This window comes from Vibrio sp. OPT24, assembly GCF_015163545.1.
GTDB classification, from domain to species: domain Bacteria; phylum Pseudomonadota; class Gammaproteobacteria; order Enterobacterales; family Vibrionaceae; genus Vibrio; species Vibrio cyclitrophicus.
In genome coordinates this window covers 1,316,248-1,333,040 of record NZ_JADDYI010000053.1, presented here as the reverse complement: position 1 = coordinate 1,333,040, position 16,793 = coordinate 1,316,248, and the positions used below count along the sequence as shown (strand labels likewise).

Genomic DNA, 16,793 nt, shown 5'->3' with positions numbered 1-16,793 from the left:
CTTTTGTAACTGAAATGAAAGAGGACTATTCATCCAACCCTTTAATTGAACTCATCGAGTGATAAACGGCTTCCATGTCACCGGCAATCGACAACAACTTCAAATCATCGATGAAGAAACGACTGGTCATTGTATGTTTACCGCCATTGATAAAAATTTCGATCACCGATTTATCGACATAAACTTCGATAGTTTGCTCAACACTTAACCTCGGCGCTTTTCTCACACAGCCAAACTCTTCCGCGTAAAGTTGAGACATCTTACTGCGATCAAGCATGAATTCCGTCTCTGTGGCACTGAACACGATATTCTCGCCCGCGGCGTTGGCAAGCGTAAACTCAAACTTGTCCGCACCTGTTTCGATCTCAATCATGAAGCTGGTTGTATTCAGTTCAAGAGTGTTCTCAACCACCACAGCCTCACCCTGCAGCGCTTTCGATTCAGGTAAAGCAGATTGAACAAGATAACCATCTTGGATTTTCAACTCACGAGGTAATGACAACATACCCGCCCATTGGTGCGCTACAGATGGAGCGTCGATATCAGGAAGGCCTACCCAAGCAATCAAGATCCGGCGACCGGAATCGTCTAAGTAAGTCTGAGGTGCGTAAAAATCAAATCCGTAATCAGGCTGCGCGATATCTTGATGGTTTTCAAATTCCATCGAATCTAAATTCAAACAATCACCAACAATGTAAGCCACTGAGTAAATATTTTTAAAATCGTACGGATTATCGCTAGAGACACCTTGTGGAGAAAACAACATCACTGACTGGGTATCTATCTCGAAAAAGTCAGGGCATTCCCACATATAGCCAAGATTGTTGTAACGAGTTTGAATAGAACCTTTATGCTGCCAGTTCATGAGATCACGACTTCTGTACAGCGCCATTGAACCACGTTTTTCTTGGGTCTGAGCCCCAACAACCATCAAGTAATCGTCACCGTCCTTCCACACTTTTGGGTCGCGGAAATGTTCTGTGTAGTGTTCATTTTCGATAACCACACCATGCTTTTCTATTTGCCCTTTGACGGACATCTTTGCAACACACTGAGTTGAGGACCTTTCCCAGTTTTCATCCCGATGATTTCCCGTGAAGAATAAAATAGCTTCATCGTTTTCAACGAGAGCGCCGCCAGAATAAACCCCATGAGAATCGTAATCTTGATCTGGATGCAGTCCAATGCCATGGTCTTCGAAGTGAACAAAATCTTTTGTAGACAGGTGATACCAATACTTCATGCCATGAACAGGGCCAACCGGCGTCCATTGGTAAAAAATATGATGCTCGCCGTTGAAGTAACACAAACCATTTGGGTCATTCAGCAAGCCAAATTTGGGAGCAATATGGTAACTAGGGTATCCAGAATCTTGCTTACGCTGTTTTACCATCGCATCCATACTGTCTTGAGAAATCTGCTCTACGCGACAGTACCTTTGCTCTACTGTCCAGTTCGAATTCAAACTCATACACTCTCCTCTACGGCATTCGTATTTGAAGAGTCTTTTTGAATAAACTGAGTGAGAGCCTCTTGCGTGGGAAGTGCAGTCATCGCGCCTTTTTGCGTGATTGCCAATGCACCGCAACCATTCGCCCACTGAATTGCAGAATCAACGACTCGTTGATTATTCCACTCTTCATGTTGAGAAAGCTTTGCAAGCAAACCGCCAACAAAAGCATCGCCTGCACCCGTGGTATCCACAGGCGTCACTGAGCAACCTGAAATCAACACACCTTGGTTTTCAAATACTCGCCAAACGCCTTTCGCGCCCTGCGTAACCAAAACAAGCCTGTTGTTAAGATCTGCAATGTTAGCTAAACCTTGTTCGATAGAAGTTGAATCGGTTAAGAAATCCAGCTCTTCTTCTGAGAATTTAACCACATCAGCCAATTCAACCGCTTTCATGACCACAGACTTAATTTCAGATGGGTTTTGCCATACTTCATCACGAAGGTTTGGATCGAAACTGATGTAACCGCCCGCGGCTTTCATGCGTCGGATAGCTTCAAAGGTACTGCTTCGGCTTGGTTCATTAGCTAAAGAGATTGAGCAGACGTGTAACCACTCGTTTTTCTTAAATTCGGGAATGTCTTCAACAGACATAAACTGGTCGGCACTTGGCTTAACCATAAACGTAAAACTGCGCTCGCCTTGGTCATCAAGATCTACCACCACGGTTGATGTGCGTTGTTCAGGGTCCTTCACCAAACGCTCGGTATTCACACCTTCCTTTTGCAGATTCACTTCCATAAAAGTGCCAAACGGGTCGTTACCCACTCGGCCGAAAAATGCGCTTTTGCCTAAAAGGCGAGAAATCGCTACCGCGACATTGGCAGGCGCACCGCCCGGACATTTCAATAATGTCGAGTCAGTCTCCGGAATGAGGTCGACGACAGCGTCTCCAGTTACCCAAACTTGATTCATCTTTCTTACCTTAAAACTGAAAATCATGACAACCGAAAGCGATGGCCATCGAAAGCAGTAGCAACCGAAAGCAAGGTGACAATTCACGCTGTCATATAAAAATACAAAAAGGCTAGCTAAGCCAAATCACCTAGCTAGCACCCCAAAGCTTAGGAAATGAAGTGAAAAGGGGGGGCTTCACTCCTAGGGAGAAACGTTAAGCTGTTGCTTTAATGTTTTGCTTGCTGCGCTCACGCAGACCTAAAACAACGGTCAGAGCAAAGGCAGTCACGAACGCGATAATCATACCTACCACGTAGTAGCCAATTTTTTCTGGTGATATTGAGATGATGCCCGGAATACCCGCCGCACCCAGTGCTTGTGCTTTCACATTGAACATAGTGATAAACGCGCTTGAAACCGCAGCTGCACAGACCGCAGCAATGAATGGATAGCGAAGCTTCAAGTTCACACCGAACATTGCAGGTTCAGTAATACCAAGCAAACCGGTCACACCAGAAGGAATCGCGATACCTTTCATTTTCTTATCTTTACTCATGAAACCAACCGCCAGTGCCGCTGCACCTTGTGACACGTTAGACATCGCCGCGATAGGGAAGATGAACGTACCGCCAGTCGTTGCGATATCCGCAAGCAGCTGAGTTTCAATAGCAATAAAGCTATGGTGCATACCAGTAATAACGAACGGCGCATAAATTAAACCAAATACCGCACCACCAATGAAGCCAGCGCTGTTGTATAGCCAGTTAAGACCGTCACCCAGTAAGAAACCGATATCACGTGTAAATGGCCCCACAACCGTAAATGTCAGAAGGCCAGTCACGAAAATAGCCAGTAGCGGCGTTAGCAAGTTATCCAGAACCGAAGGAATAACTTTACGTAGGCCAAGCTCAACTTTCGCTAGAATAAACGCAGAAACAAGAACGGGCAGTACTGAACCTTGATAGCCCACTTTCTCGATTTCGAAACCTAAAATGTTCCAAACTGGAATACTGCCCGAAACCGATGCGCCACCGAAGCCCCAGCCGTTAAGCAAGTCTGGGTGAACCATCAACATACCTAGAGCCGCGCCAAGGTATGGGTTACCACCAAACTTCTTACTCGCTGAAAATGCTAATAAAATAGGCAGGTAGACAAAAGGAGCATTAGCAAATGTATTGATCATGTTTGCTAAGTCGGTCAAACCCGGATTAGCGTCGATTAAAGATTTGCCATCAATGAACAAGCCTTGAGCCGTCAATAAGTTGTAGATACCCATCAAAAGACCACCAGCAACAATCGCCGGAATGATTGGTACAAAAATATCAGACAGACCTTTCACTGCGCGTTGCAGGATATTTTGGTTGTCAGCACCTGCAGACGCTACATCGTTGGTCGACATTTCCGTCATTTCAGTCAGCTTAGCCAACTCAGCATAAACTTGGTTTACGATGCCTGAGCCAAAGATGATCTGATATTGACCTGCCACTTTAAACTGGCCCTTAACCCCTTCTAGGTTATCAATCGCCTGCTCATCAATTTTATCTTGGTCTGCAACCGCAAGACGCAGACGAGTCGCACAGTGTGCAAGTGCGGTGATATTACTTTTACCACCTAATAGAGAAAGCAGCTCTTTTGCTATTTTTGGATAATTCATTACATACCCCATTGGATTATCATTTGAGCTTTTGAATTTTCGGGAACGTTTGCAAAACAAATCTTTGCCTATAAATAACAAATGATCAAAGATAATGGCTCCATAATGTGAGAATGATCTTTAAATTATCTCCCTAGGATGAAGTGACAAGGTTAAAATCGCCTTACAAACAGGAAATGTTATTCCAGGTTTGCAAACAATCCCAAAACTAAAATTACAAATGGATAATGAATAATGGCTAGTCTTCATGATGTTGCTCGTCTCGCTGGAGTTTCCAAGTCGACGGTTTCTAGAGTAATCAACGATGAATATGGTGTAAAAGACGCGACCAAAGTGAAGGTGCGTAAAGCGGTCGAAGAGTGTGGCTATCTCCCAAACCAAGTCGCTAAAGACTTGAAATCTCAGAAAACCAATCTCGTTGGTGTGATTGTCCCTAGGGTTTCTTCCCACGCTACCTCTCAAGGTGTCGACGGTTTAACCGCAGTCTTAGAGCAAGCGGGCAAGCATGTTTTATTAGCGAGCACACACCAAACACACCACAAAGAACTTGAATATATTCAGATATTTAACCAAAAGCGAGTAGAAGGCATCATCCTATACGCGACTCATCTAGACAAGCAATTAGTTAAAGCCATTCAAAGCTCTGCTGTGCCGGTGGTATTGGTTGGTCAAGACGGATCTATGTTTAACATCCCAAGCATTGTGCACGATGATGCACGTGTAGGGTTCGAAGCGGGTAATCGCCTAATCGCGAAAGGTTGTAAGAATATGGGGTTCATTGGCGTTCAAGGCGATGACATCGCGGTCGACAAGATGAGATCGGAAGGATTTACTCAATCGCTCCAATTCAACGACCTCACACTGCAATTTCACGCGCGAGGCGACTTCACCATAGATTCCGGCTACCAGCTGGCTAAGCAGTCTCTCAAAGAGCACAAGAAGCTCGACGGCCTGTTCTGTGCCACTGACCGTATCGCAATCGGTGCGATCAGAGCGATTCAGGAAGCAGGGTTCATTCCAGGGAAAGATGTATTGGTGCTCGGTGTGGGTGACGATGAACTCGCTTCCGTATGCACACCAACGCTGTCTACGTTTAACTATGCGTTTGATAAAGCGGGAGAAAATGGAGCCAAACTGTTGCTCGACCGTATTGAGAAAAAAGGCTTTGAAATGAGTAAAATGGTGCTGACCTTCACCACCATTGACCGAGAATCTTGCTAGTTAATCAGTTCAACAGCTAGCTAAAAGAGCCAGAGTATTAACTAGTCAAACATCTAAACACAGATGCCAAAATGCCAACCTACAAGTTAAAATGATAAGGTTGGCATTTAATGATGCAAATATCACATCATGATTGACGATCTCTATCTCAACGATATATCAAGCAATTAGAACCAAGTTTCCATCTGCAGTGCAAACAGAACCTCGCCGCCCTCTCCCATCGTTGCTGCATCTGCCTCAGTGCTGATCGAGTAACCATTCAGGTCTTCACTCCAATCTACATAGCTTACAGCGAAACGTAGTTCTGGTCGGTCAAAAAAACCAGTGCTGGTTGAAAGCTTCAGTGTTGGTGCAACTGTCGCTTTGTAGAAACCTCCGCTCGCTTGCTCTGTCGAGTTGTCTAAATCCATGTACTGCAATGAACCTTCGTAAACCATCTCAAAGTTTTCTGAGAACTCTTGAGCTAATCGAACGTTTAAAGAAGCCCATGTGAACTCGTCATTCTTCTTCAGACGGTCTTGGCTATGCTCTGCCATCAATGCAGGCGCTAAACGCCAGTTGTCGCCAATACGAGTGACGCCGTAGCTAAACAGGCGAACGGCTTTTGCGTCATCCAGCAGGTCACCATTGGAACCGATGCCTTTTAGCTCTGCACCTAGGCCGCTACCCACTAACATGCCCGTTTTAGAGAAGCCTTCGCTCAAACCAAAGAAGTTGTCTCCATGGTACGCAAACATTGCGTGTACACCGCTTTCAGCAGCACCATTTAGGCGACTATCGTTGTCTGCTGAAGTCATGCCACTCAACATAACTTGCCATTGGCCAATACGGTTATTCATCGTTGCAATGTAGTTTTCTACATCTGTCGATGAACTATCAATCTCACCAAAATCTCGGCCATAAATAGAGAAATTCGCTTTCCAGTTGTCGCTCATCTGAACGTCGTAAACGCCCGCACCAGTACCTGATAAGAAGACAATATCCGAATCGAAAAAGTGAATATCAAAATTGTCACGATCGAATCGTTTACCCGCCCAAAACGTTGCTTCAGAAAACGCTTCGGATTCAGAGAACATGCTCAGACGGTTCAGTTCTGAATACACTTGTCGTACATTCAACTGGCTTTCACTGGCTGTCCACTCGTTATTTGTTTCAGTACTGTCGGCTAGCATGATACGAAACAAGGCACTAGAACCATCATTCGCAAAACGCTTGTGAATCAAGTTCGCTTCAACGTAATGATCATCTTCCACACCAAGTCGTCCAATAGGCGCACCAATCGCACCCGCCGCAGTCATGTAAGGACCAGTACCTGTCGCGCCGTTTAGGTCGTCGTTGATCAATAACCCAGAGCGCGCATAGCCGTGAAACTCAAACGAAGAAGCCTTTTCATTGGCTTCGGTAGAAACCTGCTCCGTTTGTGCAACTCTTTGTTCTAATTCATTAATACGTTGCTCTAATGCTGCAACGTCTTCACTTGCTAATACCGATGTAGTCATTAGCCCCATTGTTACAGCAACCGCTAAAATGTGTAGTTTCATTCTTATGTTCTCACGTTAATTGTTTTGGATTACCTGCAAACGTTCCCAAAATAATTCGTAAGCGCATTTCGGCTTATAATTTTGATGTATAAGCTCTATATCGAAGAAGAAATAGAAATCAGTCGTGTTGATTACTTCACTTTTGTATCTGGGTGGATGATAGATCGATAATTTCGGGAACGTTACCGAAAATGCATAATTCTGATAACTTTGTCACAAGTGAAATTGATTAATGGGCGAAAAATAGTGTATCGCGCACATAGCTCAACGAATAAAAACGAGCCTATGATTGAGCCTAAGCGTATTAAAGCCTTCCATTGAAGCGAAGGTAACAATTAAGTGAACATCAATTAGGAAAAGCAGAGGCAAAGCCTGAGGTGAAATTTTCAGGCTTTTTGAATGCAGAACATTCTCACCAACAGTAGGAGATGTTTTCGAAGCTAGGTTAGCCTTTCTAGCCGTGGTTGAAAAAGGTATAGATTCGTTGAAGCCGCTACTTTCTTTTACCCTGCTCAACTAGCTTTTCATTCCATGCCGTATTACCGTCACGTTTAGAGACATCGTATTCAGAACAGAACTGCGAGATAGTCATATTGTTATCGCCAGTCGCTAGCTTTAATGCTAATTGGACTTGTTGAAGTTTGCTTTGCAGGCGCAAGATTTGACCTGCATTTGGACTTTTCTCTTTGGCATACTTTAAGGCGGCATGTTTACGCTCGGCAGCACCTGCTCGGCGATCCGCTTCTGATAGCAGATATTTTAGCTGAGCAACACTCTTGCCTTTCTTGAAAGCAGGGTCGAGCAGCTCAACACATTCATCAAACGACGGATTGATCACATATGGGTCAACTTTATGAGCTTGTTGACGCATCCACTCTAGTGCGAGTTTTTCATCTGACATAATTGAATCTTTACCAAATAAATAGCCTTATATGGTATCGCTCAATAGCAAACTGCTGCAATAGCAAATTGAGCGAGTTCGTACATTTTTAGACTTTCCGCGTAGCTGCTGTTATCAGCCTCAGCCCCAAGAAGCTATCTTACTCCGAATTAAAGACGCGTATTTCATCTGATCAACGCATCACAAATAATTCTTCATGATAATTTTTTTCAATATTAAATTGATACGCATCGAGCTCTTTTTTCAGTGATTTTGAGAATAACTCAGGCCCACAGAAATAGAGTTCGTAATCATTTAGATCACCACATCGGTTCAAAATTTGCTCTGCGTTTAACCGTGGTGAATGAGCAGTATCTATCACGTTCAACTTCACGCCTACTTGATGTGCGAGATGCCATAGTTCATCGACTAAGTTTTCATCAACGCCGCGAGTGCAATAAAACAATTCAATCCGAGGATGACTCGTCTTTATTTTGAGAGCTTCTAGTGTCGCAAAAAATGAAGCGATCCCGACTCCACCAGCAACCCAAATTTGTGGCTTACTTAGGTCAAACTCAAGACGCCCATAAGGCCCCTCAATTGTGACGCCGTCACCAATATTAACTCGACCATACAAATCTGTAGTAAAATCGCCTAGCTCTTTGATCAAGAAACGGAGTTCTGACTCTTCACTACCTGAAACGATGGTAAATGGATGCGGGTCTTCATTGCCAAAGCATAAATACGCGAACTGTCCAGCTTTATGGCCTTGCCAAGATACATTCGGCTTTAATATCAATTCCATTACTGATGCTTGGGGGAAATAGCGAGTCGAAACTACAGTGGAAGAATGGCGATTACGACGCCCAACAAAACCTAATAAGCTGTATACCGCCGCAATAGAACCCATCACAGCAAAAGCCAAAGTTAGGTAATAAATAGGCTCACCCCAATACGCTCGTTTGATAAGTAACACCGAATGAAAGGCGAGCAATAGATACGCCAACGACATAAGGCGATGTGACAGTTTAAATGGTTTGTACTTGATTGCCGCCCATAACGAGGCAACAAGTAAAACAAGCAATAAATAGAACCCCCACTCCCCGATGTTCTGAGCAAAACCACGTAATTCATTGGCCCAAGCTTCCCAACCAGACAAAACACCTTGAGGGCCTAAACCGTCATGATGAATCGGTTTCTCCAGCACTCCAGACATAAGCAACCACTTAGGGACTTGGTACCACAGCCAATGCGCGACACCTAGAGACACCCCACCGATACCAAGCCACTTATGCACGCGATACGCTTTGTCCATACCGTTAAGCCAATTCTCGATCATAGGAAAACGCATCGCTAACAGCATGGCTATCGACATCAACATCAGAGACAAAATACCCGAATACTGAATCATGGCCGAGCGCCATTCAAATACGTTATTTGAAGCGAAGAGTTGCGGTTCCATCGCAAACCAAAATACTGACATCGTGGCAACCATTACCCAAATGACATTACGAACTGTTTTCATTTTTCTGCACTCTCATAGACTATAACTTTACTTTAGTTTCTGGGATGTAAAGGGAAGTCAAAGTGCGTAAATCTATGCAAAGAGTTATCGCTGCGGAAAGAGAAACACCACATAACGAGTAATGACCTCGCGTAGTTGTCACTAGCGTCACTCTAAATCGCTATTTAATGAAAACCTGTTGATCGATAGAGAGTAGTGCTGCGTACATATTGATCCGTTAGTGAGCAAAGTTGTGATAAAAATGAAAACTAGAGAAAACATGAAGGACATCACCCTTGCAAAGCATGATCTGCAAACAATGGATCAAAGGCATCGGACTCGCTTGATTAACTCTCTGTCGGGGTTCAAAAGCGCTAACCTTATTGGTACCTGCGATAAAGAAGGCTTAGATAACCTTGCGGTTATCAGCTCGGTTGTTCATTTAGGATCGAATCCACCATTGTTTGGCTTTATCGTGCGCCCCTGTGAAAGTAGACGCCACACATTAGAGAATATTCTAGAAACGAAGCACTTCACCATTAATAGCATTGGTGCAGAATTTGTTAGAAAAGCGCATCAAACTTCGGCTCGCTATCCTAAACCAATCTCAGAATTCAATGCGGTCGGTCTCACGCCATATTACGACGATGTATTTCCAGCCCCGTTTGTCTTGGAAAGCCCACTGAAAATAGGCTTAACCTTCAAAGAGAAAATTACAATAGAAAGTAATCAAACTCAGATGTTGATTGGTGAAGTTATTACGATTCACGTACCAAAGCGCGCCATGATGCCGGATGGCTACCTCGATTTAGAAGCGTTAGACTTGGTCACAATATCAGGATTGGATAGCTACCACGTCACTCAAAGACTGCATCGTTTAAGTTATGCAAAACCACACGAGTCTTTGTTTCCTCTGACTCGCGAAGGTAACCCAACCTCATGGGAGGCTTTTGAATTTAATCTAACTCATTTTGATCGGTAATTTGCAGTCAAAAAGTGCTAACTTCCTTTAATTACAAGAGATGCAGCTCAAAGTGGCTCTAAAAGGGTGCAACTAAACATCATGCAACCCCAAAATAGCATCTCATTCAACCCTATTTCTGTTTCCAAGGCACCCTTTGAAGCTAACCCACTTTAAATACAAGACTCGTAAAGGCCCAGACTACCGACATGGCGATCAGGTGTCTTTTATGGACATCAAACAGACCTTTGGTATGGGAAGCATTCGTGTCGGAGCTTGGGTGACGAAAGAAGAGAAAGAATTGGCTGCAAATCTGATATTCGATTCTTTAGCAGATTTGGCCTATATCTTGGCTCTACCACCTGAAGCAATTGGCCTTCGAGGCACGTTAGGTTTAGCATTCGGCAGTGGTGGTAGAAAAGGTGTACAAGCACACTACGCCCCAAATCAAAGAGAACTCGCCCTAGCCAAGAACGCCGGCGCTGGTGCGCTAGCGCATGAGTTCTGGCATGCCTTTGATCACTATATAGCTGAGAAAGCATTTGAGATTGGCGATACCTCAGGTCCTCGTAAGCAGATCTTGTTTGCCACCGATTGTTGGTTACACGATAGAAAAGTACGGCCTCATCCATTAAACGAGTATTTGATGTCTCTCTTCGATGCTACCCTGCTAAGCGACAACAACCTGGATAAACACGATTACGTTGCACGTAGTGTTATTGCAGACAAAGCAATGTCTACCCGTTACTTCTCACTACCTACAGAGATGATGGCGCGCGCCTTTGAAGCTACCATAGAATCTTGCTCAGAGATCGAAAACTCTTATTTAGTCGATGGTACGACCAAAACGGATATGCTCCCTCTCTATCCAGACCTCACGCATCGCAAAGAGATTTATCAAGCACTCCAAGGTTATTTCGCGCCGTTGGGTCGTTCTCTAAGTAAGTAACGTTTTAAATCGTTAGGAGGAATAGGTGATCCAACAGCGGAAAGTGTTTATAGTCGGTACTCAAATTTCAACATCCATGATTTAGAGGCAGTAATGATCAGTTGGCCATCTTTGATAAAACTCGACGGTGACGATGAGCTTATTTACGTCGCATCCGAGAACGATTTTCAGGCAGAATGCTCAGACATGATCTTGGGCGAAGATGATTATCTCATTGATTCTGAAGGCGATAGCTACTCGCTTCAATCAAACTCAAATCAACTGTCTCTAGCGAAACGAGCAAACCAATATTCGGTTGAAAGCGTGACTATACTTATTCGAAATCACGAGTTCCAGAAGGCAGAAGTGTGTCTGATGAAGATCCACTTCCTGACCATTGAAGAAGCGATTCAGTCTTTGGCTTTTGAGCCACGTTAATATTGGTTTAGAGCTCGTATCAAAGCTAATGCCCAAGACAGATTAAACAAAAACAGCGCCTCAATAGGCGCTGTTTTTCGTTTCTTATCTCGTTATCGCTAGTTTAATTAAGCGATAAAAATCTGAGCCAATGCGTAGCCTAAACAACATGCGCCTACTACACCGATTAAACCAACCGACATGAATGAGTGGTTGAAGTACCACTTACCAATCTTGGTTGTGCCAGAGACATCGAAGTTCACTGTTGCGATGTCTGATGGGTAGTTCGGGATAAAGAAGTAGCCGTAAACTGCTGGCATCAAGCCGATAAGCAGTGCTGGGTCTAGCCCTAAGCCAAGGCCAACAGGTAGCATCATACGTGCAGTTGCTGCTTGAGAGTTCACCACAACCGATACAATGAATAGCGCTAGTGCGAACGTCCATGGGTAGTTAGTCACCATTTCCACGATGCCCGACTTAAATTGAGGCATTGCATATTGGAAGTAAGTATCCGACATCCATGCGATACCGAAGATAGCAATCGCCGCCACCATACCCGATTTGAATACCACGCCGTTTGGCACATCACGCGGATCAGTTTTAGTTGCCAGCAAAATGATACCGCCGAAACAGAGCATCATCATCTGGATGATCACTGACATCTTGATTGGCTTGTCGCCGTCTACGATGGTTCGGATCTCTGGCACCATTGCCACGATGACAATCACGACAATCGACAATAGGAAAATCAAAACCGCATTACGAGCCGAAGTTGGCAGAACTTCATCCAAAGAGGTCGCGGTGGTGCTTTCAATGCGTTTTTTCCACTCAGGATCTTTTAGGCGTGCTTGGTATTCAGGATCGTCGTTCAATTCTTTCCCGCGTTTTAAGCTATACAAAGAAAGTAAGAACGTACCAAACAATGTTGCAGGAACCGTCACCATCAAAATAGAAAGCAGAGTAATAGAATGTTGAATATCAGATAGCTGCGCGAGGTAGTACACCACAGCCGCAGAGATTGGTGATGCCGTAATCGCCAACTGAGATGCTACCGACGCAGCTGCCATTGGACGCTCAGGACGAATACCGTTCTTCAATGCCACATCGCCGATGATTGGCATAATAGAGTAAACCGCGTGGCCAGTACCCAATAAGAAAGTCATCGAGTAAGTCACGAACGGTGCTATCAAGGTGACGCGTTTCGGGTTCTTTCTCAGTACCCTTTCCGCAACTTGCAGCATGTATTTCAAGCCTCCCGCCGCTTCTAAAATCGAAGCACAAGTCACAACAGCGAGGATGATCAACATGACAGTGACAGGTGGAGACGTTGGTGGCATCTTGAAGACAAACACCTCGATAACCAAACCAATACCAGAAACAACACCTAAGCCAATACCACCATACCGAGACCCGATATAAAGTACGACTAATAAAAATAGAAACTCAAAATACAACATAAGCAACCCTGCTAAAAATATGGACTAATGATATTTTGTCTCTAAGCTCAGCCATTTACTTATTGCTTGGTCACACTATCATTGAAGGCTACCGCAAATTGTTTTTTATAAGATTATGGTCACGCTAACAAGCCTGTAAGTTTATGAAATGTAATAGTAAAATAAACACCCGACCTCGATTTGTTATGTATAACAGTCATAATTGTATCTGTTAGATCTCGATGACCTATAAAAGATTAGGCTCATAACTGAACGATATTATTCCAGCTTGAATTAATGAGATTTCAAGTCATTCAGAAGCATATTGCACACCCAATACTTCCGATTCTAACTCAACGCTGACTCGCCTATCCTTAGACACTATGTCAAAATACTCATTCTCACGACGACAATAGATAAAGAACCACGGATATGAATTTTCAAGCTGCTATTTTTGATATGGATGGACTACTGCTCGACACCGAGCGACTTTGTATGCAGGTTTTTGAAGAAGCATGTCACGCGCAAGGTGTTCCGTTTTTGCAAGATGTCTACCTAGGCATTATTGGCTGTAACGCAAAAACCATCGAACAGATCTTTAGAAATGGTTACGGTGAAGACTTAGATTATCCTGCGTTAAACAACGAATGGCGAACTCGTTACAGTGCGATTGTTAAGAACCAAGCGATCCCTGTAAAAGACGGCGTGATTGAGCTTCTTGAATGGCTCAAATCAAACGACATTCCAATCGCGGTGGCGACCTCGACTCAGCTTGATATTGCAAAAAAGAAGCTTGAGTTGGCTGGCCTAGATTCTTACTTCACCTCGTTAAGCACAGGCTGCGAAGTAACTCACGGTAAGCCTCATCCAGAGATCTACCTGCTAGCGGCAGAACGCCTCGGTGTTGCACCTGAAACCTGCCTAGCGTTTGAAGATTCAAACAACGGTATTCGCGCGTCGATGGCTGCAAACATGATCAGTTTCCAGATCCCAGATCTGGTTGAGCCTTGCGAAGAAGTCAAAGCCCTTGGTCACACGATCAGCCCTTCCCTGCATCATGTGTTAGCACAGCTTCAACAAGCCGCTGCTTAAGTTCTGATTACCGTTGATAACGCTTTTACCTGTCTCGTCCTAAAATACATAGACAAGCCTCTCTATCAAGCCGACTCACAAAGTCGGTTTTTTTGTAGGTACTCCTTTTATAAAAGATAAAAACTCGCGCTTGAAACTGTTACAGTCGAGGTGGAATATATCCTAAGTAATAAGCCAGATTGCTAACATCTACATATGGAGAAAGAGACGCGTGAAGGAAAAGTTTGAAGACCAACTGCTTGATTTTGCACATCGAGAGATGACACAAGATGCAGCTCACGACATCAGCCACATCAAGCGCGTAGTCAAAACCGCTAAGGCGTTGTGTGTCCAAGAACAGGCCAAGCTTGAAGTCGTTCTACCCGCCGCTTACCTTCATGATTGCTTCACCTTTCCTAAGAACCACCCGGACAGAGCCCAAAGCTCGCAAATGGCAGCAGACAAGGCGATTTCTTTCCTCAAATCTATCGACTATCCTGCGTCCTATTTGGATGAGGTCCATCATGCCATTGTCACGCACAGCTACAGTGCCAACATCACTCCAGAAACCTTAGAAGCTCAAATCGTCCAAGATGCCGATCGACTAGATTCTCTCGGTGCGATTGGTATTGCTCGCTGCCTGTATGTGGGCCAGAGCTTTAACGCAGAACTCTATAACCACCAAGACCCGTTTGCGAAGCAACGTGACTTGGATGACAAACATTACAGCGTCGACCACTTTTACGTGAAGCTATTCAAGCTGGCTGAAACAATGAATACAGAATCTGCCAAATTAGAAGCCAACAAGCGCACCGACTACATGCGTGGTTTTCTCGCTCAATTGGCGACAGAAGCTTAAGCTCCTTTTCATATAGAAATTAGTCCCCATATCATAAAGAATCGCTTTAGTTTGGAACCTTCAATGACCCAAGAAAAATTCGACACCATTTATCAACGTGCGGCTCACCGTAAAGGCGGAGCGGCCGAACTCGAAAAGATTGTCCGTGCGCCCCTTTCACAAGCCGAGTTATCACAAATCACTGATGACCGTTGGCTGGCCGCTTTTACCGAAAAGGTCTTCCAGTGTGGTATTTCGTGGAATGTGGTGAGAAAGAAGTGGCCACAATTTGAAGAAGTATTCTTTGAGTTCGATATTGAAAAGATGCTGATGCTGCCGAATGAGATGTGGGAACAGAAAGCGCAAGACCCGCGCATTATTCGCCACCTCACCAAGGTAATGACCATCCCTGCCAACGCCATGATGATCCATAATGCCAAGCGTGAAGCGGATTCCTTCTCGCAAATGGTTGCCGACTGGCCATCAGAACGTATCACCGAGCTGTGGGATTACCTGAAAAAACACGGCAAGCGATTAGGTGGTAATACTGGAGCCTACACTCTGCGCCAAATGGGTAAAGATACCTTCATCTTGTCATCAGATGTTGAAGCACACCTACGCAGCACAGACGTGGTTGATAGCGGTCGTAACACCAAGCGAGCACAACTGGCAGCGAGTAAAGCCTTCAACGAATGGCAGCAACAGTCAGGTCGTAGCCTGAGCGAAATCAGTCAGATCGTGGCATACAGTTGCGGCGATAATCGAGTATAGCTTTAAACAGAACGCGCATTTAGCTTTAATTACATACACACTTAGCTTCGACCAGATGCGCACTAAGCTTTAAACCAAAACTCACTTTTTAAAAAGTACATAGTTCAATATTGCACCGATTTGTACGAAGCTGAATGTTATAAGTCGTTAACAAATAAGCGTACATCGCACTTTCAGCCAGTGGCATTGTATAGATAAGTGTATACAATGTAAGGTAACACTCACGAATCATGCTCAACCCACCCTACTCGACTAAACAAGGGCCCTTATCTCTATGACAGCTCTCAAAAACTCTGTCTCCAAAGGTATAAATACAAAAGTATCAGGCCAGACTCAAGACGATGTTGTTTACTGCCATATCTTCGACGCGATACTAGAACAAAGGCTGCCACCAGCCACCAAATTAAGCGAAGAAGCCCTCGCAGAAATCTTTGGCGTTAGCCGTACTATTATCCGTCGTGCCTTACTACGACTCTCTTTGGAGCAAGTTGTGGTGATCCGCCCTAACCGAGGAGCTGTGATTGCGGCTCCAACAGTAGACGAAGCCAAACAGATATTTAAAGCACGTGAAGTAATGGAAATTGCTATCACCGAGCTAGCCGTTAAAAACGCGACCAAAGCTCAAATCGAAGAGTGCAGAAAATTGGTCGCGAAAGAGAACAGTGCTTTCGACCAAGGTGATTACGGCTCTGGCTTACGTTTGTCTGGAGAGTTCCACATCAAACTGGCTGAAATGGCCGAAAACGCTCCACTGCTGGCTTTCCAACGCAGTTTAGTATCGCAAACCTCACTGCTGATCGCTCAATACGAAACGGGCAACCACTCAAACTGTTCTTTAGACGAACACTCCGGCTTACTGGATGCAATAGAGTCAGGCAACGAACAACAAGCCGTCGAGTTGATGCAAGAACATCTAAGCCATATTCGTTCTAAACTCAACCTAGACAGCAGCACAGCTTCTAGTGATCTACATGTGGTATTCTCCGATCTGCTTAAGAAGAAATCATAGTCCTTTAAACAACAATTTTTATAAATCGGCAGAAGTGAACCAATTGTGTTCACTTCTCTTCTTTATACCTGAATCCCTCTTTTTACCTTATAAAATCAACGCAGCTTTGCCCGGAAATTTTGCTCTCTATTACCTCAACACTTCAGAAAAGTT

At 44.4% G+C, this 16,793-nt stretch carries 15 protein-coding genes; 8 read left to right on the top strand and 7 right to left on the bottom strand.

Features of this window, described 5'->3' with window-relative positions:
* Positions 1–25: 25 nt before the first annotated feature.
* The 3 genes from IQO02_RS19525 to IQO02_RS19515 all read right to left on the bottom strand — a co-directional run bounded on the left by IQO02_RS19525 (position 26) and on the right by IQO02_RS19515 (position 4,063).
* Positions 26–1,471 carry a sucrose-6-phosphate hydrolase gene (locus tag IQO02_RS19525; RefSeq protein ID WP_016766974.1) on the bottom strand — a complete coding sequence of 482 codons (1,446 nt, stop codon included), beginning with the start codon at positions 1,469–1,471 and terminating at the stop codon, positions 26–28.
* Positions 1,468–2,427 (bottom strand): aminoimidazole riboside kinase, encoded by a 960-nt coding sequence (locus tag IQO02_RS19520; RefSeq protein ID WP_016766973.1) that lies wholly within the window; start codon positions 2,425–2,427, stop codon positions 1,468–1,470. The genes IQO02_RS19525 and IQO02_RS19520 overlap by 4 nt, the downstream gene beginning before the upstream one ends.
* A 196-nt stretch (positions 2,428–2,623) precedes the next feature.
* The gene (locus tag IQO02_RS19515; RefSeq protein ID WP_010432806.1) at positions 2,624–4,063 is read right to left on the bottom strand and encodes a sucrose-specific PTS transporter subunit IIBC; all 1,440 of its coding nucleotides are present in this window, start codon (positions 4,061–4,063) and stop codon (positions 2,624–2,626) included.
* Positions 4,064–4,297: 234 nt separating this feature from the next.
* Between IQO02_RS19515 and IQO02_RS19510 the strand changes: the two genes are divergently transcribed.
* Positions 4,298–5,284: a LacI family DNA-binding transcriptional regulator gene (locus IQO02_RS19510; RefSeq protein WP_016766972.1), complete on the top strand. Its 987-nt coding sequence runs from the start codon at positions 4,298–4,300 to the stop codon at positions 5,282–5,284.
* Positions 5,285–5,451: 167 nt separating this feature from the next.
* On the opposite strand, the gene IQO02_RS19505 is transcribed toward IQO02_RS19510, so the two are convergent.
* The 3 genes from IQO02_RS19505 to IQO02_RS19495 form a co-directional block, all read right to left on the bottom strand.
* Positions 5,452–6,825, bottom strand: coding sequence for a carbohydrate porin (locus IQO02_RS19505; protein ID WP_065106891.1), 1,374 nt, complete (start codon positions 6,823–6,825; stop codon positions 5,452–5,454).
* Between the two features lie 493 nt (positions 6,826–7,318).
* A complete protein-coding gene (locus IQO02_RS19500; RefSeq protein ID WP_010432797.1) occupies positions 7,319–7,726 on the bottom strand; it encodes a hypothetical protein in 408 nt (135 codons plus the stop codon).
* A 172-nt stretch (positions 7,727–7,898) separates the two neighbouring features.
* On the bottom strand, positions 7,899–9,230 hold the full coding sequence (locus IQO02_RS19495) for a ferric reductase-like transmembrane domain-containing protein (protein ID WP_065106892.1): 1,332 nt from the start codon (positions 9,228–9,230) through the stop codon (positions 7,899–7,901).
* 259 nt (positions 9,231–9,489) lie between these two features.
* Here IQO02_RS19495 and IQO02_RS19490 point away from each other — a divergent pair, with 259 nt between their 5' ends.
* From IQO02_RS19490 to IQO02_RS19480, 3 genes are all read left to right on the top strand, one after another.
* Positions 9,490–10,191 (top strand): flavin reductase family protein, encoded by a 702-nt coding sequence (locus tag IQO02_RS19490; protein WP_016799171.1) that lies wholly within the window; start codon positions 9,490–9,492, stop codon positions 10,189–10,191.
* Positions 10,192–10,327: 136 nt separating this feature from the next.
* On the top strand, positions 10,328–11,119 hold the full coding sequence (locus tag IQO02_RS19485) for a CLCA_X family protein (RefSeq protein WP_032544918.1): 792 nt from the start codon (positions 10,328–10,330) through the stop codon (positions 11,117–11,119).
* 93 nt (positions 11,120–11,212) lie between these two features.
* Positions 11,213–11,536, top strand: coding sequence for a DUF4144 domain-containing protein (locus IQO02_RS19480; RefSeq protein ID WP_065106893.1), 324 nt, complete (start codon positions 11,213–11,215; stop codon positions 11,534–11,536).
* Between the two features lie 107 nt (positions 11,537–11,643).
* Here the strand turns inward: IQO02_RS19480 and IQO02_RS19475 are convergent, their stop codons facing one another.
* Positions 11,644–12,972, bottom strand: a complete 1,329-nt coding sequence (locus IQO02_RS19475) for an anaerobic C4-dicarboxylate transporter (protein WP_010432780.1) — start codon at positions 12,970–12,972, stop codon at positions 11,644–11,646.
* 411 nt (positions 12,973–13,383) lie between these two features.
* Here IQO02_RS19475 and IQO02_RS19470 point away from each other — a divergent pair, with 411 nt between their 5' ends.
* The 4 genes from IQO02_RS19470 to IQO02_RS19455 all read left to right on the top strand — a co-directional run bounded on the left by IQO02_RS19470 (position 13,384) and on the right by IQO02_RS19455 (position 16,640).
* Positions 13,384–14,043 (top strand): HAD family hydrolase, encoded by a 660-nt coding sequence (locus tag IQO02_RS19470; protein WP_065106894.1) that lies wholly within the window; start codon positions 13,384–13,386, stop codon positions 14,041–14,043.
* Positions 14,044–14,254: 211 nt separating this feature from the next.
* Entirely contained in the window at positions 14,255–14,881 is a 627-nt protein-coding gene (locus IQO02_RS19465) for an HD domain-containing protein (RefSeq protein ID WP_065106895.1), read from the top strand.
* A 63-nt stretch (positions 14,882–14,944) separates the two neighbouring features.
* Positions 14,945–15,631, top strand: coding sequence for a DNA-3-methyladenine glycosylase I (locus IQO02_RS19460; protein ID WP_016766965.1), 687 nt, complete (start codon positions 14,945–14,947; stop codon positions 15,629–15,631).
* Between the two features lie 274 nt (positions 15,632–15,905).
* Entirely contained in the window at positions 15,906–16,640 is a 735-nt protein-coding gene (locus IQO02_RS19455) for a GntR family transcriptional regulator (protein WP_065106896.1), read from the top strand.
* Positions 16,641–16,793 lie beyond the last annotated feature (153 nt).

Bases quoted from the DNA above. Each gene is read 5' to 3' on its own strand.
- IQO02_RS19525 (WP_016766974.1), bottom strand. From the start codon at position 1,471: ATGAGTTTGAATTCGAACTGGACAGTAGAGCAAAGGTACTGTCGCGTA.
- IQO02_RS19520 (WP_016766973.1), bottom strand. From the start codon at position 2,427: ATGAATCAAGTTTGGGTAACTGGAGACGCTGTCGTCGACCTCATTCCG.
- IQO02_RS19515 (WP_010432806.1), bottom strand. From the start codon at position 4,063: ATGAATTATCCAAAAATAGCAAAAGAGCTGCTTTCTCTATTAGGTGGT.
- IQO02_RS19510 (WP_016766972.1), top strand. From the start codon at position 4,298: ATGGCTAGTCTTCATGATGTTGCTCGTCTCGCTGGAGTTTCCAAGTCG.
- IQO02_RS19505 (WP_065106891.1), bottom strand. From the start codon at position 6,825: ATGAAACTACACATTTTAGCGGTTGCTGTAACAATGGGGCTAATGACT.
- IQO02_RS19500 (WP_010432797.1), bottom strand. From the start codon at position 7,726: ATGTCAGATGAAAAACTCGCACTAGAGTGGATGCGTCAACAAGCTCAT.
- IQO02_RS19495 (WP_065106892.1), bottom strand. From the start codon at position 9,230: ATGAAAACAGTTCGTAATGTCATTTGGGTAATGGTTGCCACGATGTCA.
- IQO02_RS19490 (WP_016799171.1), top strand. From the start codon at position 9,490: ATGAAGGACATCACCCTTGCAAAGCATGATCTGCAAACAATGGATCAA.
- IQO02_RS19480 (WP_065106893.1), top strand. From the start codon at position 11,213: ATGATCAGTTGGCCATCTTTGATAAAACTCGACGGTGACGATGAGCTT.
- IQO02_RS19475 (WP_010432780.1), bottom strand. From the start codon at position 12,972: ATGTTGTATTTTGAGTTTCTATTTTTATTAGTCGTACTTTATATCGGG.
- IQO02_RS19470 (WP_065106894.1), top strand. From the start codon at position 13,384: ATGAATTTTCAAGCTGCTATTTTTGATATGGATGGACTACTGCTCGAC.
- IQO02_RS19460 (WP_016766965.1), top strand. From the start codon at position 14,945: ATGACCCAAGAAAAATTCGACACCATTTATCAACGTGCGGCTCACCGT.
- IQO02_RS19455 (WP_065106896.1), top strand. From the start codon at position 15,906: ATGACAGCTCTCAAAAACTCTGTCTCCAAAGGTATAAATACAAAAGTA.